Here is a 25,944-nt window from a genome sequence, read left to right as displayed (position 1 = left end):
GGTGGCGCGGGGATGGCAAGGAGCTGTTTTTCCTGCGCCGCGATGCCGGCGGCAAGATGACCCGCCTGATGTCCGTCGATGTCACGCTGGCTGCCGCAGCACCGCAGATCGGCACGGAACGCACGCTCTTCCGGCGCCCCGTTCGCGTGCTGAGCAACAACCTCCGCGCCGGTGTCAATTACGATGTGCGGCGTGACGGGCAGCAGTTCGTGGTCATCATGACCGACGGTGCCCTGCGTCCCACCCCCCCCACGCTCGACCTGTATCTCAATTGGCGGGATCACGTAGTGTCGAACGGATCGAAGCAGTGACGACCGCGCTTGCCCGCCTCACCGCCGCCCTTGCCGACCGCTACCGCGTGGAGCGCGAGCTCGGCGCCGGCGGCATGGCCACCGTGTTCCTCGCCCACGACCTGCGCCACGAGCGCGATGTGGCCATCAAGGTGCTGCACCCGGACCTCGGCGCCGCGCTGGGCGCCGAGCGGTTCCTGAGCGAAATCAAGACCACCGCCAAGCTGCAGCACCCGCACATCCTGCCGCTGCTCGACAGCGGCGCGGCCGACGGGCTGCTGTACTACGTCATGCCCTACGTGCGCGGCGAAACGCTGCGCGCGCGGCTCGAGCGCGAAACGCAGCTGCCGATTGCCGACGCGGTGCGCATGGCCACCGAGGTGGCCGAGGCGCTGCAGGCGGCGCATGCCCTCGGCATCGTGCACCGCGACATCAAGCCCGAGAACATCCTGCTGCAGGATGGCCATGCGCTGGTGGCCGACTTCGGCATCGCGCTGGCCGTGCAACAGGCCGGTGGGCAGCGCATCACGCAGACGGGGCTGTCGCTGGGCACCCCCGCCTATATGAGCCCCGAGCAGGCTGGCGCCGAGAAGGCGCTGGATGGGCGCAGCGACCAGTACGCGCTGGCGGCGGTGCTCTACGAGATGCTCGCCGGCGCGCCCCCCTTTACCGGCCCCTCGGTGGCGGCGGTAATGGCGCGGCTCATGATCGAGCGTCCCAGGCCGGTGCATGAGCAGCGGGCATCGGTGCCGCCCGCCCTCTCCGCGGCGGTGGGCCGCGCGCTCGAGAAGCTCCCGGCCGACCGGTTTGCCAGCTGCGCCGAGTTCGCGCGGGCGCTGGGCGACGCCCACACCGTGCGGGGTGAAGCGGTTCGCGCACCGGTGAGGGCTCGCCGCCGGTGGCGGGCAGTCGCGGGTATCGCCGCCGCCGCCGTGCTGGCCGCCGGCGCGTGGTGGATGGGGCGCCACGGCCCCCGCGATGACGGGACCCGAGTGCCGGTGCAGGGGGCTTTGCTCGTCCCACCCCGCCTGAGCTTCGCCCGTTCGCTCGGCGACCGCGCCCTCGGTATCACCGACGATGGGCGCGAGGTGATCTACACCGCCCGCACCGGGAACGACGACCCCGTCTCGCGCCTCTACATCCAGCGCATCGACGAAGACAGCGCGACCCTCATCCCCGGTACGGAAGACCTGACCGCGCCCACTCCGTCCCCCGATGGCCGGTGGCTGGCGGCCAACAATCCCAGCGGCCGGCTGGTGGTCATCCCGCTGCGGGGAGGCGCCGCCGACCTGCGCCCCCTCGTGGACGGGACCTTCAACTTCGTGGCCTGGTCCGACGACGGTACCCTGGTGCTCTCGCGCGGCGATTTCCTCACCGTCGAACGGCTCGACCCCGCCACGCGCACCCTCACCACGCTGGTCAAGGTCCCCGACCCCGGCGTCTGGGTGCAGGCGGTGCTGGCCGGCGGGCGCCGCGCGCTGGTCGTACGCGGCGGCAACTCGGCCAAGACCGGAACGTTGGCAGTGCTCGACCTGGCCAGCGGGGCCATGACCACGGTGCTCGACGCGCAGGTGGCGGCCGCGCGCATTACCGCCGGCTTTCTCGCCCTACAGCTGGCCGGTGGCGACGTGCAGCTGGTGCCGTTCGACGAGCAGCGCGGTACGGTGACCGGGGCGCCGGTCACCGTGGCGCGCGGGGTCTTTCAGGTGGGCGGCAACGGCTCCACGCAGCTGGCAGCGGCGCGGCGGTATCCGCTGGTGGTGTATGGCGGCCGAGACCTGACCCGCCTGGTGCTGGTGGACACCGAGGGGGGCGCCACGCCGGTGACCTCCCGCTCCGGCGAATGGCATCGGCCCACCTTCTCCCCCGACGGCCGTCGTCTGCTGGCCGACCTCTCCGGCGAAGACGGTCGAAACGTGTGGGCCATTGACGTGGCGAGCGGGGTCCCTACCCGTGTCACCACCGCCCGCAACGGCCACGACGCCATCTGGGCCCCCGACGGACGGAGCTTCGTGTTCCTGTCCGACGAGTCGGGGCCGCTGGGCCTGCGTCGCGGCACCCTCGACGCCGCTGCGCGCCCCGAGTCGCTGTACACCGGTCCCCTCGCCGGGGCGCCCACCGGCTGGCACCCGGAAAGCGGCGATCTTCTCGTGTCGGCCGTCCCCGCCGGGCGCAGCAACATGGACGTGCTGCGGATCGGCGCGGCGGGGCGCGGCCCCGCCTCCATCCTGTACGGCGAGGCCGCCTCGGACGAGATCTCCGGCGCCATCTCCCCGGACGGGCATTGGTTGGCCTATGCGTCCGATGTCGGCGGTCGCTCGCGCGTCTACGTTCGCCCGGCCGATGGCGCCGGGCCCGCCGTGACCGTCACACCCAATGGCGGTAGCGAGCCACTCTGGTCGCGCGACGGCCGTACGCTGTACTTCCGCATGATCGACGGACGCGGCGAGCGCATGGGTATCGCGCGGGTCGAGCCCGGGGCAGCGCTGCGCATCACTGAGGCGACCACGCGCTTTCCGATCGATCGCTACTCCCCTGCCACCCCACACACGAACTTCGACGTGGCCCCCGACGGCAGCCGCTTCGTGTTCGTCGAAGCCGGCGAGATCAGCCGGATCGTGCTGGTGCACGAGCTGGAAGCGCTGTACCGCCAGCGCCAGGCGGCGCGGTGAGCGCGGCGTCGGTACGTCGCGCGGCGGGTCACCTGTCGCTCCTCGCGCGCTGCCCTGACCTCGCGGGCGCCGAACTCGTTGCCGAGGGGTTGGCCGATCTCCAGGCACGTCGCGAGAGTGACGCGGCGCATGAGGGATTCCGTTCGACGACGTTCCCTCGCCTCCCCTCCGCCACCCTCGGGCCCATGCTGGACATCACCTTCGATCCGGCGCGCATCGATGTCGAGGCCGCCCATCGGTTCTTGCGCACTTCGTACTGGGCGCAGGACATCCCGCTCGACGTGCTGCGCCGCGCCATCGCGCATTCGCTGTGCGTGGCCGCCTTCGACCACGGCGCGCAGGTCGGCTTCGCCCGCCTCGTCACCGACCGGGCCACCTTCGCCTATCTCGCCGACGTCTACGTCCTCCCCGACTATCGGGGGCAGGGGGTGTCGCGGCAGCTGCTGGCCGCGCTCCTCGGGCACCCCGAGGTGCAGGGGCTGCGTCGTCTGCTGCTCGTCACCCGCGATGCCCACGGACTCTACGAACGGTTCGGGTTCACGCCCCTCGCCGCGCCGGCACGCTTCATGGAGCGGCACGACCCCGCGGTGTATCGGGCGGCGGCGCCGTCGGCGGTCGCATGACCACCCCCGCACGTCGGCGGTGGCCGGTGGCCACGCGAGACGCGATCACCGGAATCGGGGCCCTCGGCGTGCTGAGTCTGGTGCACTGGGCACGTGCGCACCGCGTGGGTGGGCCGCCGATCGTGCAGGAGCTGATGGGCGTCCTCCCCAATGCGGCCGCTGCGGTGGCCATTCCATTCGTGCTGCTCGCCTGGTGGGAGAACGAACGCCGCCCGACCTCGGCGGCGCGGCGGCGCGCCCTGGCGTGGCTCACAGGCCTGTCGGGGGTGGGACTCGTGCTCTGGGAGTTCGGGCAACGGTCCAGTCGGGCGCTGTTCTTCGACCCCGGCGACATCGTTGCCACGCTGGTTGGGCTGGCGGTGGTGTGGGTGGTGAACGCCGCGATCACGGCCGGCGCCGCGTCTCCCGACTGACTTCCGATGGGCCAGATGCCGCCCGGGGTCGGCAGCAGCCCTCAGGGGATCGGCCGCTCGAACCACTCCACGGTCGCCTTCGGTCCGGCCGAATCGGTACGCACACGCCACGTGACGCGCAGGTCCGGGAACCCGGGGCGCCTGAGCGTCTGGGTGTTGGCGTAGTCGATCACCTGCCGGTACGGCGGGGCTTTGGTCACGTCCACGCGCCAGACTTCCACCTGCTCCATCGTCCCGCCCGGGACCGCCCGTTCGCTGCGGCGGTCCGACTGGTAGGACACCGTGCTGGTCGAGAGATCATGCACGATCTGGATCCGCGGGCCGTTGGGGGAGGGCGCTCGCGGCGCGTCCGATGTTCGCAACGCGAGGCGCGGCGCCGGACGCGGGGTCGGGGACGCGGGAACCACAGGCAGCGTGAAGGTGGACACGCCAATGGTGCCCCCCTGCGCCACGTGCACGGTGTTGGTGGCGGGGAGCGGGTTGGGCCAGTTGGACGGCCAGTCGCTGGAGGCGATGGTCACGCGCAGCCGGTGCCCCTTCCGGAACCGGTACGACACGTTCTGCAGCGTGACCCGGTACCGGGCGGCCACCCCTGGCGTGATGGCGCTGGTGGGGGCCACGCGCCATTCGCCCGGGGTGCGCGGATTCACATTGGACTCGCGGTGCGCGGAGTTGATCCATCCGCGCGTCACCAGCGCCGAGCGTCCGTCGGGGAACACGTCGCTGAGCTTGATCGAAAAGTCGGTGTTCGTGGCCGTGGACGTGGCCAGGAAGCTGATCTCGGGCATCCCCGTGGATTCCACGTCGGCGCTCAGCGGATCGGTGGTGAAGGTCAGCGACTCCCCCTCGTCCGCCCGCTGGTCGGGGAGCACGAGGTACTCGTCGTACTGCGCGTTGAACCAGGTGCCGTAGGGGCCCGCGGCGCTCCCCACCCAGGGGCGATAGACGAAGCGCCGTGAGGAGGTGTCCCGCGGCGGTGCCGTGGCGAGGGTCCCGTCGCCGCCCAACTGGAACGTGGTGGGCACCGTCCGCGCGATGGGCCAGGTGTCCTCGGTGCGCCACATGTTCTGCCGCATCACGAACAGCGTGACCGGCGGCTCGCGGGTGATGCCGGTGTCGATCCCGCGCAGGAACTGGTCGAACCACATGAGCGCGGTGCGCGGAAAATCGATGGTGTGGGCGGGACCGCCCCCGCCGTGGGTCCACGGGCCCACGATGAGCTGCTGCGGAATCCCCTTGGCCTTGAGGACCTGGTAGGTGAGGTACGCCTCGTCATGATTGCGGGCGTGATCGAAGTAGTTGCCCACCTGCAGCGTGGGGACCTCGTAGGTGGCGTACTTGCTCCGCAGGTCCTTCTCCTCCCAGTAGGCATCGTACTGGTCGTGCGTCCACTGCGGCGTGTAATACCCCTCCCACTTGTTGTCGCGGATCCGCTGGCGCCACCGTTCGAGGTCGAGCACCGGCTGGCCGTCCGCACCGGGATAGACCGGGCCGCGCAGCATCGTGGACAACATGTTCCCGCCGCCGTGCCAGACGTACGGATGGTTGGAGCGCACGCCCCCCGGGAAGAAATGATCGCCGAAGAAGTTGGCGTACGAACTGTTGACGGCGACGGCGGCGAGATGCGGCGGCCGCAGGGCGGCAATGCGCGTGGCGTTGATGGCGCCGTAGGAGATCCCCCAGAGCCCCACCTTGCCAGTGGACCATGGCTGCGCGGCCGCCCATTCCACCACATCGTAGCCGTCGCGAAACGAGATCGCATCGAAGTAGTCGGCCATGATGCCGCCGGAACTGCCGGTGCCGCGCCCCTCCGCCAGCACCGTCACGTAGCCGCGCTCGGCGAAGTAGGTCATGACGGTGCGCCCGTACGGCTCGTAGCGCACCACGACCGGGTAGCGCCCCGGCGCGCGGGGGCGAACGATGGTGGCCCCCAGCCGTGTCCCGTCGCGCATGGGGATAAGCACCTCATGGTCGATGGTGACCTCGTGGGTCGCGGGCGCAGGGGGGAGCGGCACCGGGGCCGACTGGGCGGCAGCAGGGGGCGCCCACGACAGTAGTTGGGCAAGCACGGCCGTGACGCCTGCGGCGATGCGCAGGCACGGCTCCAGCGGAGCGAGACGGAGCATGGTCAGGTGGGCACCGAGGGGGATCAGCGGGGGCAGACGCAGGGCCGCGGCCGATGGCTCAAAGCTACCGCGCCGGCGCGGGCGCCGGGCGGTCCATCGCCCCCGTTCCCCTGGCTTTCACGAACGCATAATTTCCCGGTTCACCCGGCGCGGCCTTCAGTCGCGCCGTCTGTTTTTTCCCACCGGGGCGCCCGCCAGCAGTGGCCGTCCCAGCCTGGGCCGCATATCCATGCACGTACCGTCCGGGGCCGACCGCCCGCACCGCGACTTCCTCAACATCGCCGACTTCTCCCCGGCGGACACCTTCGCGCTGCTCGCCCTCGCTGAACGCATGCGTGTGGGCGCCTACGCCGACAAGCCGCTCGCCGGCAAGGCGTTGGCCATGCTGTTCATGAAGTCATCCACCCGCACGCGCATGTCGTTCGAGGTGGGCGCCATTCAACTGGGCGGCACCGCGCACTTCCTGTCGCCGCGCGACGTGCAGATCGGCCGCGGCGAACCCATTGGCGACACGGCTCGCGTGCTCTCCCGCTACGTGCACGGCATCATGATCCGCACCTTCGCGCATCAGGATGTCATCGAGCTGGCGCAGTACGCCGACATTCCGGTCATCAACGGCCTCACCGACCTGTCGCACCCCTGCCAGATCCTCGCCGACGTGCTCACGGTGCAGCAGCATCTCGGCGACATCCGCGGCAAGACGGTCGCCTGGATCGGCGACGGCAACAACATGGCCAACTCCTGGATCGAGGCCGCCGCGCACCTGGGCTTTGCCCTGCGCCTCGCCTGCCCCGCGGGGTATGACCCCGACGAGCAGTTCCTGGCCCACGCCGCGTCGCAGGGGGCCAACGTGCAGCTGCTGCGCGACCCGCGCGAGGCGGTCGCCAACGCCGATGTCGTGACCACCGATGTGTGGGCCTCCATGGGGCAGGAGGAGGAACAGGCCAAGCGGGCGCTGGCGTTCGCCCTGTATCAGGTGGACGGTGACCTCATGGCCCGCGCCCGGAGTCACGCGATCTTCCTGCACTGTTTGCCGGCGCACCGCGGCGAGGAAGTGACCGCCGACGTGATCGACGGCCCCCAGAGCGTGGTGTGGGACGAGGCCGAAAATCGTCTGCACATCCAGAAGGCCATCATGGCCGCGCTCATGGGCCACGTTCCCCTCTGAACCTTCGTCCCTTCCCTATGCCCAGCGCTGCCGGTCAGCCCGCCCCCGACTTCACCCTCCCCACCGACTCCGGTGAGCCGCTCACGCTCTCCTCGCTGCGCGGCCAGTGGGTGGTACTGTATGCCTACCCCAAGGACGACACCTCCGGCTGTACCACCGAGGCGTGCGAGTTTCGCGATCTCTTCCCGAAATTCAGGAAGGGCAAGCACCAGGCCGTCGTGCTCGGCATCAGCCCCGATTCCGTCAAGAGCCACCAGAAGTTCAAGGCCAAGTACGAACTGCCCTTCACACTGCTCGCCGACGAGGACAAGGTCGCGCTGCAGGCCTATGGCATCTGGAAGGAAAAGAGCATGTACGGACGCACATACATGGGCGTCGAGCGCACCACCTTCGTCATCAACCCCGAGGGCGTCATTGCCCACGTGTTCGAGAAGGTGAAGCCCGCCGGCCACGCCGAAGCGGTCATGGCCGTCATCGGCTGATCCGCGGCACGAGGGCTGCCGCAATGGCTGGCACGCGACTGCCAGAGCGGGCATCTTTCCGGGGTGCGGCCAATCACGGCCGCACCCCGCTTCTTTCCTGCCCATGACTGCCATCGATTCCGGCGCGCTCAAGCGCACGCCGCTCCACGATATTCACGTTGCCCTCGGCGCCAAGATCGTGCCCTTCGCCGGCTACGAAATGCCGGTGCAGTACCCCACCGGCATCACCGTGGAACACAAGGCCGTGCGCGAAGCCTGCGGCATGTTCGACGTGTCGCACATGGGCGAGGTGCTCGTGAAGGGGCCCGACGCCATCCGCTTCGTGAACAGCGTCACCAGCAACGATGTGGCCGCGCTGGCCGTGGGGCAGGTGCAGTACAGCACGCTGCTGCGCGCCAACGGCACCATTGTCGATGACCTGCTCGTGTACCGCTTTGCCGACCATCTCATGCTGGTCATCAACGCCAGCAATCGCGACAAGGATCTGGCGCATCTGCGCGCGCATTTGGCGGGCTTCGACTGCACGCTCACCGACATCAGCGACGACACCGCGCTGCTGGCGGTGCAGGGGCCGCAGGCGCCGGCCATCGTGGCGTCGCTGGCCAGTGTGCCGTTGGACGGCATCAAGTACTACTGGTTCACCGAAGGCCAGATCGCGGGCGTGCCGGCCATCATTTCGCGCACCGGCTACACGGGCGAACTGGGCTTCGAGCTGTACGTCGACCAGGCGCAGGCGGCGCACGTGTGGAGCGCCATCATGGCGGCCGGCGCGGTGACCCCCGCAGGACTCGGCTGCCGCGACTCGCTGCGGCTGGAAGCGGGCATGGCGCTCTACGGCAACGAACTCGACGACCACACCACGCCGCTGGATGCGGGGCTCAACTGGCTCGTCAAACTCGCCAAGAGCGAGCCGTTCCTTGGCAAGGACGTGCTCGTGCGCCAGCATCAGGACGGCACCGACCGCAAGCTGGTGGGCTTCACCTTCGACGAGCGCGCCATTCCGCGTCACGGCTACGGCGTGTACTACGGCGGCGTGCGGGTGGGCGAGGTGTGCAGCGGCACCATGAGCCCCACCCTCGGCATTCCGGTCGGTACCTGCTACCTCCCCACCGCCGCGGCGGTGGAGGGCACCACCTTCGACGTGGAGATTCGTGGCAAGATGATTCCCGCTCGCGTGGTGACGCTCCCGTTCTACAAGCGCCCGGGGAAGGCGTGAGCACACGCGCACGCCCCACGGGGCGGCGCGCCGGCGGTGACGACGGCAGCGCGCCGGTGGTCGCCATTCTCATGACCGACGTGGAGCCGGCGGTACGGCTCAACGCCGCGCTCGAAGCGCTGGGTATGGCCACGGTCACCATCTCCCCCATGGACGACGTGCGCGGCGACCTGCGCCGGGTACGCCCCGCCGTGCTGGTGCTCACCGGCGCGCTGCTGGATACGGCCACCGTGGCACTGGTGCGGCAACTGCTCTGGGACAACGTGGCGGTGATCGGCTTCACCGACGTGAGCGACCCGCAGCTGCTGGAGCGGCTGCGTGACATCGGCTACGCCGAAACGTGGCCCAAGCCGGTCCCGCTCGACGACGTGGTGGACAGCATTCGCCGCCGTCTCGAGCGGCTGCGTCTCGCCAGCGAGACGGGGCTGGTGGGCGAATCGGCGGCCATTCGCGAAGTGCTGGTGAAGATCGAGCAGATTGCGCCGGTCACCAGCACGGTGCTCATCGAAGGGGAAAGCGGCACGGGCAAGGAGCTCGTGGCGCGTGCGGTGCACCGGCTCAGTCCTCGGCGCGGCAAACCGTTCATTGCCGTGAACGTGGGCGCGTTGCCCGAGACGCTGCTGGAGAGCGAACTCTTCGGCCACGAGAAGGGCGCGTTTACCGGTGCCGCCGAGCGACGGCTGGGGCGCTTCGAACTGGCCGATACGGGCACCCTGTTTCTCGACGAGATCGGCGAGATCCCCTCGGCCACCCAGGTGAAGCTGTTGCGCGTGCTCGAGGAGCGCGAAGTCACACGGGTGGGCAGCGGCCAGAGCATTCCGGTGGACGTGCGGGTGGTGGCCGCCACCAACCGACCGTTGCGGGAGCACGTGGAGGACGGCGGCTTCCGCGCCGACCTGTTCTACCGCCTGAACGTGCTGAGTGTGTACCTGCCGCCGCTGCGCGAGCGGCGGGAGGACATTCCGTTGCTGGTGCGCACGTTCGTGACCGAGTTCAGCGCGCTGCACGATCGCGAGTTCCATGGCATTTCGGGCGAGGCGCTCGAACTGCTCGTGGAGTATCCGTGGCCCGGCAATGTGCGGGAGCTGCGCAACCTGGTGGAGAGCATGGTGGTGCTGGCGCACGGGCGCGAAATCGGCGCCGATGACATTCCGCGCGCCATTCGGGAGCGTGGCGGGCGTCGCCTGCTGCCCGTGCCGGTTGGTCCGCTGGTGCAGGGCAGTGAGCGGGCGCAGGGGCGCGAGCTCGAGTTCATCGTGCGGTCGCTGGTGGAGCTCAAGCTGCAGGTCGAAGAGCTGCGTCGTCGCATCGATCTGGAGCAGCGGCCGGTGGCGCCTGCCGGGTGGGTGCAGGAGGCACATCCGGCAGTACCAATGGCCGGGCTCACGGAGATCATGCCAGGCCACGGTTACGGCCTCGTGCGCGGCATTGAACCGCGTGACGAAACGCCCCCGGCGACGGTCATCACGCTGGGTCCGGGGATGACGATGGCGGAAATCGAGCGGGTCGCCATCAAGGCGGCGCTGCGGGACACGGGCGGAAATCGCCGCAAGGCGGCGGATCTGCTGGGGATTGGCGAGCGCACCCTGTACCGGAAATTGCGCGAGTATGAGGGGGAGGAGGGTCTCGAGGGGTTCCTCCCCGAAGATGAAGCTTGAGGTGGGGCGGGTTACCTTCATGCGGGACAAGACGTTGGACGCGCTTGAACCTTGCCGGAAACCGATCCTGGCCACATATTGGCCCCATTGAAAGCCGGACCCTTCCTACCGGTCTGCCCTTGCACCGGAGCCTGATCTGTCCATTCCCGTCAACATCGGCATGAGCACCCCGTCGGCGGCCCCCGGTGCCATCGCCGGCAGTGTGCTGCCGCTCCGTCGCGCCGAGGAGCTCATTGCGACCCTGCCGGGGGTCATTTCGGTGCGAATTGTGCCGGGCGAGTCGGGGGCCGTGGAGGAGATCCACGTGCTCACCACCGACCAGGTTCCGCCCAAGAACACGGTGCGCAACATCGAGAGCGCGCTGATGGCGCAGCTGGGGTTGCGGGTGAACCACCGGAAGGTTTCGGTGGCGACCACGCTCGATGCGCCGCGGGCCATGGACACGGCGCCTGAGTCCTCGGCGGTTGCGGGATTGAGTGCCATCGCCGGCGGGGCGCCGGCGGCGGGCACCCCGTCCGCGCCCATGCCGTTCGTAGCTGGAGGCACCCCCTCCGGCGGGTCGGCTGCCGCGGGTGCACCGGCGGCGACGCCGGATGTCGTCCCCGCCGAGTTCACGTCTGGTACCTTTGGGCGCGCTCGATCGTCCCTAGGGGTGGCGACGGCTCCCGACCTGTCGGCTGGCCGTCGGCTGCTGATTTTCGAGGATGTCGAGGTGCGGCGTTCGCGTTCGCGCGGGGTACTGTGCCGCGTGACGTTGTCGCGAGACGGGCAGGAGTATTTCGGTGAGGCCGAGGGGCAGGAATCGGAGCGATCGCGCATCGAGTTGGCGGCGCGGGCGACGTTGCTGGCCATCGGTACAGCCATGAAGTCCACGGTGGGGGGCGAGCGGAGCCTGTCGCTGGAGGGCGCCAAGCTCATCGAGGCCTTCGATCGTGAGTTCGTGTTCGTGAGCGTATCGGCGCGTATCGGTCGCGAGCCGGTCTGTCTCACGGGTAGCTGCGAGATCCGGGAGAGCGCGGAAACGAGTGCGGTGTTGAGCGTACTCGACGCGACCAACCGGTGGGTGCACCTCGATCGGTAGAGCGCGGACGCACGCGTCCATACACATCACCCTTATTCGTCATCGACACGACGACATCCCAAACGTCCCCGTCAGCCGTCTAGAGCGGAGCTGAGCGGGCAGGCCAAGCAGTAGGAGCGGAGCCAACCTAGATCGAGCACGTGGGGTCCCGAGCGGGGCACACGTGACTGACCCGAAGGGAGGTGACGTTCGATGGAATTCATGGCCCAGCTCGTGAATGCACTTTGGTCGATGCTGCACGCTGACCTCAAGATTTGGGGTTGACCTGAGTTGAGAAGGTTGACGGGGCGTCTCTAAAACCATGTCCATGAAGACAAGCGTAGTCGCGTACGTTTATGCGATCGTTGCCGCTGCTGCGGCAGCGCTTGTCGGCTTGTATTGGTACCAACCAAGTGTCGAGCTCAAGCTGCTCGTAGGCTCCGCTTGGTTGACTGCGGTTTCAATACTCGGCAGTGCGCTCAGTTATCGAGTACGTGGCAGTACTTTCGGTGCGGTTTCGTTTATTCCATTCCTGACCGCGTTCGTGCTCTACCCGTCTTGGGCCACGGTCGCCATGGTCGGAGCCGGTTGGCTCATTGCTGAGTTCTTCCGGCCAAAGATGGCGCTCAAGCGAGCGTTCAACGTTGGACAGATTGTCTTTGCAGGTTGCGTATCTATTGCCGTCTATGGCGCTCTGGGTGGGAAGGCACTACAGGTTGATCCAACGTTCCGTGCCCTACCTCACGTCGTTGCGGTCGTTGCCTTCCTGCTGCTGAACACCCTCGCTGTCGCAGCAGCCGTCGGACTTGCGGAAGGCAAGAGCATCATCAGGCTTTGGTACGAAGGCAACGTCGCGGGGGTGCTTTACGACGTTGTCGCAGTGTTCGTCGTTTACGGATTTGCGCGCGCTTACGTGGATTGGGGCGGTTGGGGAGTGTTAACTCTCTGTGCCTTGATCATCGGACTCCGGCTCACCTACCAGTCCAAGCACCAGTTAGAGACCACAAATAAGGAATTGCTCGAACTGTTCGTGCAGACCGTTGAATTTAGGGATCCGTACACCTCCGGTCACTCACAGCGAGTTCGACGATTCTCCCGGATCATCGCCGAGGTGATCGGTCTTCCAGCCAAAGAGATCGAAAAGGTCTCTAAAGCTGCGCTGCTCCATGACGTCGGAAAGATCCATGAAGTCTTCGCTCCGATCTTGATGAAGCCTGGAAGGCTCACCCCGGAGGAGCGTGCCATCATGGAGCTGCACCCTGTAAAGAGCGCAGAACTGGTTGCGAAGATCTCCGAGCTACAGGACATCGTACCCGCAGTTCGTCACCATCATGAGAACTGGGACGGAACGGGGTACCCTGACCGGCTGAAAGGACGGGAAATACCTTTGGCCTCGCGGATCATCATGTTCGCCGACACCATCGATGCCATGACAACCGACCGCCCGTACAGAAAGGCATTGGGTGAGACTGAGGTGCGTGCAGAGCTGGCAAAGTTTCGGGGGACACAATTTGATCCGGATATCTGTGACGCGCTGCTTCAGTCGCCTGATTTCAACCGCCTCTTTGACTATTCGGATTCCGGAAAGATTCTCTCCCTAACGCAAATGATGGAGTCGATTCGAAAGAAGGTCCGAACGCCTGCCGTAGCCTAGGAAGAGGCAAGCTTATTCGCAATCAGAGTCAGTGCGCGCGATAGAGGACCCCGTTCTCGTCGCGCGTTCTTCGTATAGTCATCGATCATTTCGGCGGCGTGTAGCTTGTACCCACGTCGGTGCATGGCTTCCGCGAGAACCGCCGTAAGAAAGTCAGAAGTAGCGAATCGGCAGGTCCGCCGATGACGCTGGATTGCTACTTCCAAGAGCGCATCGTTGGGTTCCCAGTCTTTTTTCAAGAGCTCGCACCCTAGTTCAAGTGCAATCACGTAGGCAGAGGCTTTCACCGCAGGAAGCTTCGGCTGACCAGCTTTGGCGATTTCGAGGTAGCGGCGCGCTGATGATTGATCTTTCTCGTCGATTGCGCATCGGCAGAAGTGACCAATGACGAAGCACGTGGAAATCGGGTCGTTCTCCTCCGCGACGATCTCGGCAAGCTTCTTGTTCCAGAACAGAACGCGAGACCGATCGCCTCGCTCTAGCTCGATCTGAGCGATTTGCCACGCGGAATACAGTCCTAGACGCCGAGCGCCAAGTTGCTCTGCCATCTCGAAGTGCTTCGAGAAGAGCGAAGTCGCCTTTTCCCAGTCTCCACAGAGTCTGAAGGCGAACGCAGCTCTGCTGAGGTCTTCTGCAACCGTAGTGGAGGACGGCCTGCGTTCGCAACGATCGACAATCTCTCGCGCAACGGCTACTGCGGTAGATAGTTCACCGAAGATGGCGTGATACAAAATCCTAAGGCGCAAAGAAGCGTCCGGGTATTCGCTTCCTTGTAACTCCGATTGAAGCGCAGAATAGCAGATCGCTGCGGTGTTGCTGTCGCAGGTGTTTGCGGTGATGGTTAGGCCAACCTCTGCTGCTCGTATGCGGGTCGCTAGAGGCAGACGCGCTTGATTCGCAACGTCGCTGGAAAACCTAGCCAGTTCCTCCCGATCGATCGATGGGTCTGCACGAAGTGCGGAGGCCGCAATAGCGATTAGTTCTTCGATATCAGGAACGCTGTGCTTACGAATATCTGTAGGCATCTCAATCGTCCCGAGATAGCTGCTTACTGCGCTGCGGTATGCTCCTGCTTGAGTGTCTAGACGTCGCTGCAGAATCACAAAGCGTCGATCATCGAACAGGCGCGGTGTTGTAAAGAGGAGGGTGTTTATCGCGCGCTTTACGCCAATAGGCCGACCTCCTTCGATGAGAGACTCGTCGTATTTGGAGATAAACTGGTGGAGTACTTCCGGTCTTCCGCTGAACTCCACATGCATCAGCGCCTCATGTAATGTCACGGAATCGCCAGTACGCAGGTACTCTGCCTCCAATTTCTCGCCAATTGATGCTCGTAGTGCGGCCTCGATTAGAGGGGACATTCGACGGAGTGCTGCCTGCTTGACGAGACTGTGGGTTACGACAAGGCCAGCGTTACTCGTTGACAGACAGCCGGATAGCTCTAGCTGATCTAGCGAAAGAACTAGTTCGTGAACGGGGTACTCAAGCACTACCCTAATGCGCTCAAGGGAAGCAAACGCACCGAGTAGACTGATCGCGTTGAGTGCTTGTTGAGCGTGTGCATGTAACCGGTCGATGCGTTGATCGATAAGCGCATTCAGCGAGGGGGGGATCCCATCTGCGTTCCCGGTGGCGGCCCAGTGTTCAAGCAACGCTCGAAACATCAACGGATTCCCCTCGCACCCGCGGATGATCCACCGCTCCACATCCTCCGGCACCGACACGCCATGCTCGTCCGCCGCGCCGCGCACCAGCGACACGAGCGCGTCTTCCGTCAACGGCAGCAGGCGACGGTAGGTGAGCGGCGTCGGCAGGCGCGCCGGTCGCTCTTCGCGAATCGTCGCGAAACGCGAGGTCAGCACGATGTATACCCGCATCTCGTTCACGCGCTGGATCACGTCCGCCAGCACCTCCCACGACGCGTCATCCAGCCAGTTCACATCCTCGGCCAGCAGGAAGATCGGACGCTCCTCCGACACCGCCGCAAAGAGATCCACGACCGCGTGACGAATCGACTGCGCCCGCATGGTGCGAATCGCCAGCTCCACCCGCTCCGTCACCGACAGCGCGTCGTGTGACACGGGGTCGGCCTCCGCCGCCTCCGCCGCCTCCTCCGTTCCCACGGCCATGGGGTTGGGCCCCAGCAGCTTGCGCAGCACCGTGAGGCTCTCCGGCGCACAACCGGCGGCCCCGGGGGCACTCAACAGGTCGGGCAGCGCTTCGATCAGCGCCCCCAACGGACGCGTCGTAATGCTCTCCCGACACTCCATCACCACCTCACGGTACCCCTCCACCTGGGCCACCTTGAGGAGCTCCAGCATCAGCCGAGTCTTGCCCATGCCCGGCGGACCATGCAGCAGCACGGCGCTGCCGTCGTGCCAGCGCGCGCGGCGCAGCGACATCGTGTGTTCGCTCAACTCCACGTCACGGCCATGGAAATGCTTGTCCGTCACCAGCGCCACCGCGCGCCGACGCGTGGGCGCCTCCACGAAGCGCCGCCGCAGCAGGGTCGCCGGCAGGCGAATATCGCCGGCGGCCGGGCCCAGCTCCTGCAGATACCGGTCCAGGATGGCCACGGCTTCCGCCTTCGACCCCGACAGCGCCGCACACTCCGCCAGCGCCAGCGTCGCGTCCTCGTTGAGCGGATCCAGCTGCAGCAGCCACGCCGCCACCATCTGCGTCCCCTTCCAGTCGGCGCGCTCCCGGCGCTGACGCAGGACGTCCACCAGTACCCGACGCATCGCTCCGTGCAGCGTCTCGCGCGTCACGTCGAGCCACTCCTGCAGCAGCGCCGTCGGTGGCGTTACACCGGGCAGAAAGCTGCCATACGGTTCCGTGCCGCGCGTGATATCGCGATCGAAGTGGTCGGCGCTTGGCGCCAGCGCGAAGTTCCGCCGGACTTGCGTGGGGTCGAGGTGCACCACATCCCCACGCAGCGCCGTGCGCACCCCCATCGTGCGCAGCTTGTACAACGCCTGCCGCAAGTTCCCGCGCTGGCGTGACTCCTCCTGATCGGGCCAGAACTCCTGCACCAGCGTGTCGCGCGCCACCGCCATGCCGGGGGTGTACGCCATGCGCAACACCAGCAGGAACAGCAGGGCGTTGTGCATCCCCAGCACCTGCTCACCCAGCAGCACACGCGACGCTCCCAAGGTCTGCAGCTGAATGGAAACGGCGTGCAGGGCGTCCTCGTCGGTATCGGGCACGGCGCTCGCGATGTCCGTCAGGTCCGGCAGGGTGGAAGACAGTGGCATGGTTCCGGCTCGGCGGCCGACGACAGAGACAGGATGCAGCACGGTGGGACGAGCCGCAACTTCGAGCGGTGCTGTCAGCGCTGCGTCATCTGGAATGGTCGCGTGGGCAGCCCCGGCCTCATCGCCAATGACGTGTCAGAACGCGAGCGCGAGGCGCGCGTGCCAGCCGTGAAGCGCGATCCGCCAAGACACGACGGGCGGCACTCGCCAGGAGTGCCGCCCGCGTAACAGTCGCCCGTACCATGTCATGCCGACCGCGCGGCGGATACCGCGCGGCGGATACCGCGCGGCGGTGCCGCTCCTTACGGCAGTTCGATGAGCGACTCGGTGGGAATGCCATCGGCCTCGGCCTGGAAATTCACCACCAAGCGGTGCCGCAGCACACTCCTGGCCACGCTCTTCACATCAGCAATGTCGGGCATCGCGCGGCCGTCCATCGCGGCACGCGCCTTGGCACCCAGCACCAGGTACTGTGAGGCACGCGGCCCCGCTCCCCAACTCACGTACTTCTTCACCTTCGCTGTGGCCTCCGGCGCATCGGGGCGCGTGCTGCGCACGAGCGCCACCGCATAGCTCACCAGGCTTGGCGGCGCCGGCAGCCGCCGCACGAGACGCTGCAGCCGCAGCAGTTCCTCGCCGCCCAGCACCGGTGTGATCGTGCCCTGGCTATCGCCCGTGGTGGCGCGCACGATCTGCTCCTCTTCCTCGCGCGTCGGATAGCCGATGTTCAGCTCGAACATGAAGCGGTCGAGCTGCGCTTCCGGCAGCGGATACGTGCCTTCCTGCTCCACCGGGTTCTGCGTGGCGAGCACGAAGAAGGGGCGCGGCAGCTCATAGGTGCGCCCCGCCACCGTAACGGTACGCTCCTGCATGGCCTGCAGCAGCGCAGCCTGCGTCTTTGGCGGGGCACGATTGATTTCGTCGGCCAGCACCATATTGCCGAACACCGGACCGGGCGCAAAACGGAACGCCCGCTTCCCCGTGCCCGGCTCCTCCTCCATCAGCTCGGTGCCGGTGATGTCACTCGGCATGAGATCGGGGGTGAACTGCACGCGCGAGAAGCTGAGGTCGAGCGCCTGCGCCACCGTTTGCACCAGCAGCGTCTTGGCGAGCCCGGGCACGCCCACAAGCACCGCGTGACCGCCGGCGAGCAAGGCGGTCACGAGGTCATCCACCACGTGCGACTGGCCAACGATCCGTTGAGCGATCTGTGCCGTCAGCTGCCGGCGCGCCTGGGCGAGCCGGTCGAGTAACTGCAGATCCTGGCTGTCCGGCGCGGCGGTCTCGGAGGTCGAGGTCACGGGGGTGGGGTGGAGGGTCGCGTGGCCACTGTCGCAAACAGTAACGGACGCCGCGGGGCGTCCGTTGTGGTGACCGGGAATCTAGCCGCGCGGCCGCGGATGTGCGGCACGCCGTTCAGCGCAGGGCGAATTCCACCTGCTGTCGTACCGGATAGTTCTCGCTGTGCAGCTGCGCCACCAGGGTGTAGCGCCCGGACCCCGGCGCCCGCCACCGTTCGTCGTACACCGTGCGGTCGCGGGCGTCGAGCAGCCGGTTCTGCATCCCCTGCGTGAACAGGCGCCCTTCGCTCCAGCGCCACACTTCGCGTCCCGTGCTGTCGAGCACCGCAAAGTCGTGCGTGCGCCCGTCGGGGAAAGTGAGCTCCACCCGCTTGGGCGACTCGTTCGCCACTTCGATCGCGAAGCGAACCGTCCCGTTGGCCGTATCCACCATGACGTGGGAGATCACTCCCTGGTCGGCGCCGGCCTTGGGACGCGCGCTGGCCAGCGGGCTCGGGGTGCGGGGACCGCACGCAAAGACGAGTCCGGCAGCAGCCAGCAGTGGAACGGTGATGCGTGAAAGCATCAGGGAACGGGGCGAAATGTCGGGGGAGCGATGCCACAATGCCAATCCGTAGATCCTGCATACGGTTGGACGATTGAGCATCACATTTCGATACTGCGCCACGTTATTAACTACCCTTCAGACTGTCAAGAGTGAATTGACACCCCGGTGACCCGCTAAGTGACGGTGGGTATTGGCCTTCGGAGCGGTCTTCCGATATTCGGTGTTCGTGCGGTTTCGGTCAAAAGGTTCGCTTGCGAAAAATTTCACAAGCGTCTAGGTTCCGCCGGCGAATGGCAGACAGCCCCGAAAAGCCAACGCGTGAATCCAGGCCAGCGGACGGCGACGTGTCGCCCTGGGCGTTGGCGGGGTTGGGCACGCAGTTCTTTGGCGCCATCCTGCTCTTCGTCTGGATCGGCGGGTGGCTCGATCGCCGGTTCGACAGTACGCCACTCTTTCTGCTGGGCGGTGTGCTGCTGGGAGGAGGTGGCAGCTTCTATTTGAGCTATCGGCGACTTACCGCGCCGAAACGCTCGGACTCACGGGACAACGACTCGCCGACAACATGACGCAACACGCCATGCCGCCGGCCGCCGCTGTACCCATGAGGATGGGCCGGGCACTGCTCGGGTTCACGGCCGCACAGGGCACGATCATCGTCGTCGCCATGCTGGTGATGCAGCGGCTCATCTGGACCGATGCGGCGGCGGCCAGTGCGGTGCGGGCGAGCGCGTGGCTGGCGTTCGCCGTACAGAGTTTCACGTTCGTCGTCGCGCGGCTGGTGGCGCGCGAGCAGGTCATTGCAGGGTGGGGGCTGGGCGTGCTGCTGCGCTTTGCCTCGCTCCTCTTCTGGGCGTTTCTCGGCATCAAGGCGCTGGGGCTCGTGTCGGGGCCGGCGCTCATCTCCCTCGTGGTGTTCTACTTCGTCTCGACCCTGGTCGAGCCGCTCTTCCTGAACTGAACTCTCCGGATGCAGCACATGCTCCGTTCGTTGTCGCGTGTCATTCGTGTCTTCACGCTCGCTGCGGCAACCGTCGCGGCGGCGCCGCTCGTGGCGGGCGCGCAGGAGCATGGCGCCGAGGCCGCCGCGCATTCCGCCGCCCCGGCGGGTGAGAAGCCGGTGGATTTCATCACGCCGCACATCACCGACAGTCGCCATCTCGAGATTCCCGCACTCAATTCGCATCTCGCGGCGGAAGTCGAGCTGCCGCAGTGGGAGCCGATCCACATTGGCGGCATGGCCATCGATCTCTCGCCCACCAAGCACGTGGTCTTCATGCTGCTGGCGGCGGTCATCGTCTCGCTCCTGCTCATCGTGGCGGGCAACACCTCGCGGAAGCAGCACGCCACCAAGGGCCGCTCCAGCGGCTTTGCCGGCGCGATCGAAGCCATGGCGCTCTATCTCCGCAATGAGGTGGTGCTGCCGAACGTGGGGCACCATGGCGACGGCTTCGTGCCCTTCGCCCTCACGCTCTTCTTCTTCATCCTCGTCTGCAACCTGCTCGGCATGCTGCCGTGGGGGGCAACGGCGACCGGCAACATCGCGGTGACGGCGATGCTCGCCATCATCACCGCCGTCGTCGTGGAAGTGGCCGGTGTCCGCGCCAATGGACTCGGATACCTCAACACGATCTTCTACTGGAACAAGGATCTGCCGCTCGTCATGCGCGTCCTCATGTTCTTCGTCATGACGCCGGTCGAAATCGTGGGCAAGCTGTCCAAGCCGTTCGCCCTGACGATCCGTCTGTTCGCCAACATGACGGCCGGCCATATCGTGTTGCTTGCCCTCATCGGCATCATCTTCACGTTCAAGAGCTGGGCGCTGGCACCGGTCCCGGTGCTCATGGCCACTGCCATCAGCATGCTCGAACTCTTCGTCGCGTTCCTGCAGGCCTTCATCTTCACGCTGCTCGCCTCGGTCTTCATCGGGCAGATTCGCGAAGCGCACCACTAACCGCGGCGGCGAGTTCCGCGTTTGTCGCATTGAGTTTCTCCAACGTCCCACGCCCTACTCCCGGGCCGAGGATCGTGTAGCCGGTCGAGCGACCGGTGAACTCCGCTGAGCCTCCGGGTTCGTTGGCGGAAAACGCGGACCTGAGTGTCCGTCGGGAGCGCAGCAACCACAGACTTTCTTCTTGGAGTCATACGATGGAAATCATGGGTTTCCTCCAGGCCGCCGCTCCGGTGGTGCAGGATCCGAAGGGTCTCGCGATGATCGGCGCCGGCATCGCCGCCGGCGGCGCGGTCATCGGTGCCGGCATGGGCATCGGCCGCATCGGTGGGTCGGCCGTGGAAGGCATGGCGCGTCAGCCCGAAGCCGCTGGCAAGATCCAGACGGCCGCCCTCATCCTGGCCGCCCTCGTCGAAGGCGCCGCGCTGTTCGGCGTCGTCGTGGGCTTCCTGATTCAGGGCAAGATCACGTTCTGATGTGTCCGCGTGCGGGGCGTCCTCCCGGGCGCCCCGCCGCACTCTCTCTCTTCGTGGACTCTTCCATGTTCGCTCTTTCTGCCCGCCGCGTCGGTGCACTTGCCGCCGCCCTGATGATCTCCGCCACGCCGGCGCTGGCGTCCGAGTCCGCCGAGGGCGGCCCGCCGAATCTGCTCGATCCGAACGTGGGCGTGATGGCGTGGACGCTCATCATCTTCGTGCTGTTGCTGTTCGTGTTGTCCAAGTTCGCCTTCAAGCCGCTCTTCGCCGCCGTCGAGGCGCGCGAAAAGGCACTCGAAGACGCGATCGAGGGCGCGAAGCGTGACCGTGCCGCCACGGAAGACGCGCTGGCCCAGCAGCGCGCGCAGCTCGAGGCCGCCCGCAGCGAGGCGCAGCAGATCATCGCCGACAGCCGGGCCACCGCCGAGAAGATGCGTGCCGACCTGCTCGCCCAGACGAAGCAGCAGCAGGAAGAGATGATCGAGCAGGCCCGTCGCACCATCGAGGGCGAAAAGGCGGCGGCCATCGCCGACCTGCGCAAGGAAGCCGTGGATCTCGCCATCGCCGGCGCCTCGCGCGTCATCGAGCAGAACCTCGACTCCGCCGGCAACCGCAAGATCGTCGAGAGCTTCCTGGCCTCGCTCGATCAGCAGGCGGCCCGCTGATGCCCGCCGGCGTACAGGGCGAGTCGGTTGCCCGCAACTACGCCGAGGCGCTGCTGACGCTGGCGCGCACGGCCGAGGATCCGGCGGGGTGGGGCATCATGCTGCGGCAGGTCGCCACGGCCATGACCACCGACATCACCCTGTCGCGCTTCCTCGAGTCCCCGCGCATTGCCGCCGACGCCAAGTCGGCGCTGCTCAGCAAGGCCCTCGGCGATCGGGTGCCCCGGCATTTCCTCCGCTTCCTGCAGCAACTCGTACGCAACCGGCGGCAGATGCTCGTGCCCGTCATTGCCGATGAGTACGACACGCTGCTCGATGCGTCCCAGGGCATCGTGCACGCCAGGGTCACGCTCGCGCGCCCGGCCGGTGACGACGAAACGGCCATGATCGGTCAGCGGCTCTCGAAGGTGGTCGGGCGCACGGTGGTTCCCCACGTGACCGTCGATCCCACCATTCTCGGTGGTGTGGTCGTTCGCATGGGCGACACCGTCATGGACGGCTCGGTGAGCCGCAGGCTGGCCACGCTGCGCGCACGCATGGGTACCGGGCGCCGCTGAGCGGCGCTCGGCAGCCTCCATTATCGCCGCCCCCGGAAACGCTGATGAGTGGTTATGTCGATGTCCGTCACGTGCCGAAACCGTGGGGGCACGAAACGATCTGGGCTCATACCGACCGCTACGTCGGCAAGATCCTCCACATCAAGGCAGGCCACGCGCTCTCCGTGCAGTACCATGAGCGCAAGGACGAAACCGTCTACCTGCTGCAGGGCGAGATGAAGTACTGGGTGCAGCGTCCGGGCGAGCCGGAGCTGCAGGATCAGGCCCTCGTGGCCGGACAGTCGTTTCACATCACGCCGGGCACCATCCACTACATGGAAGCGGTCACCGATTGTGACGTGCTCGAGGCCAGTACGCCCGAGCTCGACGACGTGGTGCGCATCAAGGATCGCTACGGCCGGGAAGGTACCAGCGCCCCCTGAGGCGCAAACCGCTGGGGGCCCCGAACGCGGGGCGCCAAGGCGTGCAAAGTCGATACGGCGCTACCCTTCCCCCGGGGTGTCGCCGTTCTGCATTTTGGGGCATTGCCACCGCACTGCCCCACGCTGAAGGCCGCGCACGGCGACGCGCGGCGCCGACTCCCTCCCCCAGACTGCCGTCATGAAAGTGATCATCCCGCTCGCCGGCAAAGGCACGCGACTGCGGCCGCACACGCACGTCGTACCCAAGCCCATGCTCAAGGTGGCCGGCCGCCCCGTCATGAGCTACGTGATGGACGACGTGATGCAGCTCGGCAATGTCGAACAGGTGGTGTACATCACCGGGCACCTCAAGGAAAAGGTCGAGGCCTTTGCCGCCGCCGCCTACGACGTGCCGTCGGTGTTCATCGAGCAGGATGTGCAGGACGGCACCGCCGGCGCGGTCGCGCGCGCGAGGGCGCTCATCGATGCGCCGGTGCTCATCATCTTCGTCGATACCATCTTCGACGCCGATCTCAGCCTGCTCAAGGATTGCACCGACGACGGGATCATCTGGACCAAGGAAGTCGAGGATTATCAGCGCTTCGGCGTCGTGGTGACCGATGCGAATGGGCACATGACCCGCATCGTCGAGAAGCCGAAAGAGCCCATCAGCAAGCGCGCCAACATCGGCCTCTACTACATCCGCAACTGGCAACTCCTGCTCGAAGGCATCGCCCACGTCCTCACCACGCCGCCCAACAAGGGGGAGTGGTATCTCACCGACGCCTTCCAGTACATGATCGACCAGGGCGCGAAGCTCCGCGTGGTCGATGTGGACGGATGGTACGATGCCGGACAGCTCGAAACGTTTCTGGATACGAACCGCGTCATGCTCGAAAAGGGACGCGCCCGTCGTCCCGCCGCGCTGGGCGAGGGCGCCACGATTGTGGAACCCGTGTACATCGAGGAGGGCTGCACGATCGAACACGCGACCGTCGGCCCCAACGTCTCGCTCGGCAAGGGCAGCGTCGTGCGCCAAAGCACGGTGCGCGACACCGTGGCCGGTGATCAGGTCACCATCACCAACGCGTCCCTCCACGACTGCTTCCTGGGCGATCATGTCCGGGTGGAGGGCGTGGCCGGAAGCCTCAGCATCGGTGATCACTCGGAGATCCGGGGCGAAGGATGAGCGAATCGCGCACTCCCCTCTCGCGGCGTGACCTCCTGGCCGGTGCCGCGGCGGCAGCCGCTGCCGCCGTCACGGCCACCCCGGCGCAGCTGCTTGCCAGTACCGATGCATGGCGCGCCGACCTCGTACCACCGTCCCCCGCCGGAAACGGCACGATGCTCGGGATCCCCTTCGAGAAGCACGACAGGGTGCGCGTGGCCATCGTGGGCACCGGGTTGCGCGGGCGCAGCGTGCTCGGGGAACTGCTCGCGATTGACGGCGTGGAGATCACGGCGGTGGCCGACATCGTCGCCGAGAAGGCGCAGATGGCCGTCGCCCTGTGCACGAAGGCCGGCCGGCCGGCGCCGGCGGTGTTCACCAACGGGGAGCGTGACTTCGAGCGGCTCGTGCAGCGGGCCGATATCGATTTCGTCTACACCGCGACGCCGTGGCCGTGGCACACGCCGGTCATGCGCGCCGCTCTGCTGGCCGGCAAGCACTGCGGCAGCGAAGTGCCCATTGCGCTCACCACCGAACAGGCCTGGGAGCTGGTCGAGCTGTCCGAAAAGACGCGGCGGCATTGCCTCATGATGGAGAACTGCTGCTACGGGGAGAGCGAACTCACCGTGCTGCGCATGGTGCGCGAAGGGGTCTTCGGCACGTTGCTGCACGCCGAGGCGGCGTACAATCACGACCTGCGCGACATCCTCTTCGAGAATCGGGACGAGGGGTTGTGGCGGCGTCAGCCGCACACCGAACGCGACACCAATCTCTATCCCACGCACGGGCTCGGTCCCGTGGCGCAGTACCTGGGCATTCACCGCGGTGACCGGTTCGAGTACGTGGTCTCCATGTCGTCGCCGGAAGCGGGGCTGACCGAATGGCGCGAGCAGCATGAGCCCCGCGACAGCCCCAAGTGGCGGGAGTCGTACAAGACGGGCGACGTGAACACCTCGCTCATCAAGACGGCCAAGGGACGGACCATCCTGCTGCAGCACAACGTGACGAGCCCGCGCCCCTACTCACGCCTCAACAACCTGCAGGGCTCCAAGGCCGCCTTCAACGACTATCCCCCGCGTCTGTACATCGACGGCCAGCCCGGTGGCCATCGCTGGACCCCCTTTGCCGAGTTCCGTCAGAAGTACCAGCATCCGCTCTGGGCCGCAGTGGGGGAACTTGCGCGCAAGAACGGGGGGCACGGCGGCATGGACTTCATCATGGCCTATCGGCTGGTGCAGTGCATGCGCGAAGGGGTGGCGCCGGATTTCGACGTGTACGATGCCGCGGCGTGGAGTGTGCCGTATGCCCTCTGCGAACAGTCCATCCGGAAGGGCAGTGCGCCGGTGAAGTTTCCCGACTTCACGCGCGGCGCATGGCGGACGAGCACGGCGCCGCAGGGCCCGGCGATCGCGGCCGGCTGAGTCCTGCGCGTTCCCACCCGCTGCGTTCCGCACCATGATTCGTACCGCCGTCATCATGGCCAGAGGGCTTGGCACCCGCATGCGCCGCGCCGATGCCGACGCCGCGCTGAGCGCAACGCAATCGGCAGCCGCCGAATCCGGCGTGAAGGGGATGATTCCCATCAGGCGCCCGTTCCTCGAGTACGTCGTCTCGGCCCTCGCGGACGCGGGGATCACCGACGTCATGCTGGTCATCGGCCCCGAGCATGAGGGCATGCGTCGCCACTTCGTGGAGGAGGCGCCGCCGGTCCGCACCCGTATCCGGTTTGCCGTCCAAGCCGAGCCCATCGGCACCGCAAACGCCGTCACCAGCGCCGCTGACGTCATCGGCGAGGAGCCGTTCCTCGTGCTCAATGCCGACAACTACTACCCGGTGGAGGCATTCCGCCTGCTGGCGGCCGAGGCAACGGCAGGCGTGGTGGCGTTCGATCGTGACGTGCTGGTCCGCGCGGGCAATATCGATGCGGAGCGCGTGCGCGCCTTTGCCGTGCTCGAGGTGGGAGACGACGGATACCTGCACGGCATCGTGGAGAAGCCGGGCGACACACTCGATCTGGGCTCGGAGGCGGCGCGATGGGTGGGCATGAACCTGTGGGCCGTCACCCCCGCAATCGTGAATGCGTGCCGTTGGGTTCCGCGCTCGGTGCGGGGCGAATACGAGTTGCCGGAGGCGGTCGCCATGGCGGTACGGGACGGAGTCCCGGTGCGGGCGGTACGCCTCGCGGCGCCCGTGCTCGACCTGTCGCATCGCGGCGACATTGCCGCGGTGGCGGCACGGCTGCAGGACATCGAGCCCCGGCCCTGA

Annotated in this window: 24 protein-coding genes; 20 read left to right on the top strand and 4 right to left on the bottom strand. The window is 66.8% G+C overall.

The features are described 5' to 3' along the window. The 4 genes from LW840_RS05665 to LW840_RS05650 all read left to right on the top strand — a co-directional run. Positions 1 to 311, top strand: a 311-nt coding sequence (locus LW840_RS05665; protein WP_291276581.1) for a hypothetical protein, incomplete at its 5' end; no start/stop codon positions are given. Continuing rightward, the gene (locus tag LW840_RS05660) at positions 308 to 2,962 is read left to right on the top strand and encodes a protein kinase (protein ID WP_291276580.1); all 2,655 of its coding nucleotides are present in this window, start codon (positions 308 to 310) and stop codon (positions 2,960 to 2,962) included. The genes LW840_RS05665 and LW840_RS05660, both read left to right, overlap by 4 nt. 185 nt (positions 2,963 to 3,147) lie before the next feature. Continuing rightward, a complete protein-coding gene (locus LW840_RS05655) occupies positions 3,148 to 3,585 on the top strand; it encodes a GNAT family N-acetyltransferase (protein WP_343213672.1) in 438 nt (145 codons plus the stop codon). Further along, a complete protein-coding gene (locus tag LW840_RS05650) occupies positions 3,582 to 3,998 on the top strand; it encodes a hypothetical protein (RefSeq protein ID WP_291268033.1) in 417 nt (138 codons plus the stop codon). Before LW840_RS05655 ends, LW840_RS05650 begins: the two co-directional genes overlap by 4 nt. Positions 3,999 to 4,039: 41 nt before the next feature. Here the strand turns inward: LW840_RS05650 and LW840_RS05645 are convergent, their stop codons facing one another. Next, positions 4,040 to 6,124, bottom strand: coding sequence for a CocE/NonD family hydrolase (locus tag LW840_RS05645; RefSeq protein WP_291276579.1), 2,085 nt, complete (start codon positions 6,122 to 6,124; stop codon positions 4,040 to 4,042). 229 nt (positions 6,125 to 6,353) lie between these two features. On the opposite strand from LW840_RS05645, the gene argF reads away from it, so the two are divergent. The 6 genes from argF (at position 6,354) to LW840_RS05615 (ending at position 13,362) form a co-directional block, all read left to right on the top strand. Next, positions 6,354 to 7,292 (top strand): ornithine carbamoyltransferase, encoded by a 939-nt coding sequence (gene argF, locus LW840_RS05640; protein ID WP_291262746.1) that lies wholly within the window; start codon positions 6,354 to 6,356, stop codon positions 7,290 to 7,292. 17 nt (positions 7,293 to 7,309) lie between these two features. Continuing rightward, positions 7,310 to 7,774, top strand: a complete 465-nt coding sequence (gene bcp, locus LW840_RS05635; protein WP_291276578.1) for a thioredoxin-dependent thiol peroxidase — start codon at positions 7,310 to 7,312, stop codon at positions 7,772 to 7,774. Positions 7,775 to 7,877: 103 nt separating this feature from the next. Continuing rightward, on the top strand, positions 7,878 to 8,990 hold the full coding sequence (gene gcvT, locus LW840_RS05630) for a glycine cleavage system aminomethyltransferase GcvT (protein WP_291276577.1): 1,113 nt from the start codon (positions 7,878 to 7,880) through the stop codon (positions 8,988 to 8,990). Beyond that, positions 8,987 to 10,648, top strand: coding sequence for a sigma-54 dependent transcriptional regulator (locus LW840_RS05625; protein WP_291276576.1), 1,662 nt, complete (start codon positions 8,987 to 8,989; stop codon positions 10,646 to 10,648). The genes gcvT and LW840_RS05625 overlap by 4 nt, the downstream gene beginning before the upstream one ends. A gap of 160 nt (positions 10,649 to 10,808) precedes the next feature. Beyond that, positions 10,809 to 11,729, top strand: coding sequence for a hypothetical protein (locus tag LW840_RS05620; protein WP_291269802.1), 921 nt, complete (start codon positions 10,809 to 10,811; stop codon positions 11,727 to 11,729). A 301-nt stretch (positions 11,730 to 12,030) separates the two neighbouring features. Continuing rightward, complete coding sequence (locus LW840_RS05615; RefSeq protein ID WP_291267791.1) at positions 12,031 to 13,362, top strand: HD-GYP domain-containing protein; 1,332 nt, start codon at positions 12,031 to 12,033, stop codon at positions 13,360 to 13,362. On the opposite strand, the gene LW840_RS05610 is transcribed toward LW840_RS05615, so the two are convergent. From LW840_RS05610 to LW840_RS05600, 3 genes are all read right to left on the bottom strand, one after another. Continuing rightward, entirely contained in the window at positions 13,359 to 16,616 is a 3,258-nt protein-coding gene (locus tag LW840_RS05610) for an AAA family ATPase (protein WP_291276575.1), read from the bottom strand. The genes LW840_RS05615 and LW840_RS05610 overlap by 4 nt on opposite strands. 302 nt (positions 16,617 to 16,918) lie before the next feature. After that, a complete protein-coding gene (locus LW840_RS05605; protein WP_291269803.1) occupies positions 16,919 to 17,917 on the bottom strand; it encodes a MoxR family ATPase in 999 nt (332 codons plus the stop codon). Between the two features lie 115 nt (positions 17,918 to 18,032). Then, positions 18,033 to 18,482 carry a BsuPI-related putative proteinase inhibitor gene (locus LW840_RS05600; protein ID WP_291262802.1) on the bottom strand — a complete coding sequence of 150 codons (450 nt, stop codon included), beginning with the start codon at positions 18,480 to 18,482 and terminating at the stop codon, positions 18,033 to 18,035. Between the two features lie 326 nt (positions 18,483 to 18,808). On the opposite strand from LW840_RS05600, the gene LW840_RS05595 reads away from it, so the two are divergent. From LW840_RS05595 to LW840_RS05550, 10 genes are all read left to right on the top strand, one after another. Then, on the top strand, positions 18,809 to 19,030 hold the full coding sequence (locus tag LW840_RS05595; protein WP_291276574.1) for an AtpZ/AtpI family protein: 222 nt from the start codon (positions 18,809 to 18,811) through the stop codon (positions 19,028 to 19,030). A gap of 35 nt (positions 19,031 to 19,065) precedes the next feature. Beyond that, positions 19,066 to 19,422 (top strand): hypothetical protein, encoded by a 357-nt coding sequence (locus LW840_RS05590; RefSeq protein ID WP_291276573.1) that lies wholly within the window; start codon positions 19,066 to 19,068, stop codon positions 19,420 to 19,422. 18 nt (positions 19,423 to 19,440) lie between these two features. Continuing rightward, positions 19,441 to 20,415 (top strand): F0F1 ATP synthase subunit A, encoded by a 975-nt coding sequence (gene atpB / locus LW840_RS05585; protein WP_291267787.1) that lies wholly within the window; start codon positions 19,441 to 19,443, stop codon positions 20,413 to 20,415. Positions 20,416 to 20,618: 203 nt separating this feature from the next. After that, a complete protein-coding gene (gene atpE, locus LW840_RS05580) occupies positions 20,619 to 20,888 on the top strand; it encodes an ATP synthase F0 subunit C (RefSeq protein WP_291269806.1) in 270 nt (89 codons plus the stop codon). Between the two features lie 65 nt (positions 20,889 to 20,953). Beyond that, positions 20,954 to 21,553 (top strand): F0F1 ATP synthase subunit B, encoded by a 600-nt coding sequence (atpF, locus tag LW840_RS05575; protein WP_291262497.1) that lies wholly within the window; start codon positions 20,954 to 20,956, stop codon positions 21,551 to 21,553. Then, positions 21,553 to 22,110, top strand: coding sequence for a F0F1 ATP synthase subunit delta (locus LW840_RS05570; RefSeq protein WP_291269807.1), 558 nt, complete (start codon positions 21,553 to 21,555; stop codon positions 22,108 to 22,110). The genes atpF and LW840_RS05570 overlap by 1 nt, the downstream gene beginning before the upstream one ends. A 44-nt stretch (positions 22,111 to 22,154) precedes the next feature. Then, positions 22,155 to 22,532, top strand: a complete 378-nt coding sequence (locus LW840_RS05565; RefSeq protein WP_291262499.1) for a cupin domain-containing protein — start codon at positions 22,155 to 22,157, stop codon at positions 22,530 to 22,532. 178 nt (positions 22,533 to 22,710) lie between these two features. After that, positions 22,711 to 23,700 carry a sugar phosphate nucleotidyltransferase gene (locus tag LW840_RS05560; RefSeq protein ID WP_291267785.1) on the top strand — a complete coding sequence of 330 codons (990 nt, stop codon included), beginning with the start codon at positions 22,711 to 22,713 and terminating at the stop codon, positions 23,698 to 23,700. Next, complete coding sequence (locus tag LW840_RS05555; RefSeq protein ID WP_291262501.1) at positions 23,697 to 25,100, top strand: Gfo/Idh/MocA family oxidoreductase; 1,404 nt, start codon at positions 23,697 to 23,699, stop codon at positions 25,098 to 25,100. Before LW840_RS05560 ends, LW840_RS05555 begins: the two co-directional genes overlap by 4 nt. A 34-nt stretch (positions 25,101 to 25,134) precedes the next feature. Beyond that, entirely contained in the window at positions 25,135 to 25,944 is an 810-nt protein-coding gene (locus tag LW840_RS05550; RefSeq protein ID WP_291267784.1) for a nucleotidyltransferase family protein, read from the top strand.

Origin of the sequence: Gemmatimonas sp. (genome assembly GCF_021298855.1) — a bacterium.
Taxonomy (GTDB): Bacteria; Gemmatimonadota; Gemmatimonadetes; order Gemmatimonadales; family Gemmatimonadaceae; genus Gemmatimonas.
Note: the sequence above shows the minus strand (reverse complement) of the source record. Positions and strands in the feature narration are given on the sequence as shown.

What these genes read in the sequence shown, in the direction of transcription:
- LW840_RS05655 (WP_343213672.1), top strand. Translation starts at nt 3,148, where the DNA reads ATGCTGGACATCACCTTCGATCCGGCGCGCATCGATGTCGAGGCCGCC.
- LW840_RS05650 (WP_291268033.1), top strand. Translation starts at nt 3,582, where the DNA reads ATGACCACCCCCGCACGTCGGCGGTGGCCGGTGGCCACGCGAGACGCG.
- LW840_RS05645 (WP_291276579.1), bottom strand. Translation starts at nt 6,124, where the DNA reads ATGCTCCGTCTCGCTCCGCTGGAGCCGTGCCTGCGCATCGCCGCAGGC.
- argF (WP_291262746.1), top strand. Translation starts at nt 6,354, where the DNA reads ATGCACGTACCGTCCGGGGCCGACCGCCCGCACCGCGACTTCCTCAAC.
- bcp (WP_291276578.1), top strand. Translation starts at nt 7,310, where the DNA reads ATGCCCAGCGCTGCCGGTCAGCCCGCCCCCGACTTCACCCTCCCCACC.
- gcvT (WP_291276577.1), top strand. Translation starts at nt 7,878, where the DNA reads ATGACTGCCATCGATTCCGGCGCGCTCAAGCGCACGCCGCTCCACGAT.
- LW840_RS05620 (WP_291269802.1), top strand. Translation starts at nt 10,809, where the DNA reads ATGAGCACCCCGTCGGCGGCCCCCGGTGCCATCGCCGGCAGTGTGCTG.
- LW840_RS05615 (WP_291267791.1), top strand. Translation starts at nt 12,031, where the DNA reads ATGTCCATGAAGACAAGCGTAGTCGCGTACGTTTATGCGATCGTTGCC.
- LW840_RS05610 (WP_291276575.1), bottom strand. Translation starts at nt 16,616, where the DNA reads ATGCCACTGTCTTCCACCCTGCCGGACCTGACGGACATCGCGAGCGCC.
- LW840_RS05600 (WP_291262802.1), bottom strand. Translation starts at nt 18,482, where the DNA reads ATGCTTTCACGCATCACCGTTCCACTGCTGGCTGCTGCCGGACTCGTC.
- LW840_RS05590 (WP_291276573.1), top strand. Translation starts at nt 19,066, where the DNA reads ATGAGGATGGGCCGGGCACTGCTCGGGTTCACGGCCGCACAGGGCACG.
- atpB (WP_291267787.1), top strand. Translation starts at nt 19,441, where the DNA reads ATGCTCCGTTCGTTGTCGCGTGTCATTCGTGTCTTCACGCTCGCTGCG.
- atpE (WP_291269806.1), top strand. Translation starts at nt 20,619, where the DNA reads ATGGGTTTCCTCCAGGCCGCCGCTCCGGTGGTGCAGGATCCGAAGGGT.
- atpF (WP_291262497.1), top strand. Translation starts at nt 20,954, where the DNA reads ATGTTCGCTCTTTCTGCCCGCCGCGTCGGTGCACTTGCCGCCGCCCTG.
- LW840_RS05570 (WP_291269807.1), top strand. Translation starts at nt 21,553, where the DNA reads ATGCCCGCCGGCGTACAGGGCGAGTCGGTTGCCCGCAACTACGCCGAG.
- LW840_RS05565 (WP_291262499.1), top strand. Translation starts at nt 22,155, where the DNA reads ATGAGTGGTTATGTCGATGTCCGTCACGTGCCGAAACCGTGGGGGCAC.
- LW840_RS05560 (WP_291267785.1), top strand. Translation starts at nt 22,711, where the DNA reads ATGAAAGTGATCATCCCGCTCGCCGGCAAAGGCACGCGACTGCGGCCG.
- LW840_RS05555 (WP_291262501.1), top strand. Translation starts at nt 23,697, where the DNA reads ATGAGCGAATCGCGCACTCCCCTCTCGCGGCGTGACCTCCTGGCCGGT.
- LW840_RS05550 (WP_291267784.1), top strand. Translation starts at nt 25,135, where the DNA reads ATGATTCGTACCGCCGTCATCATGGCCAGAGGGCTTGGCACCCGCATG.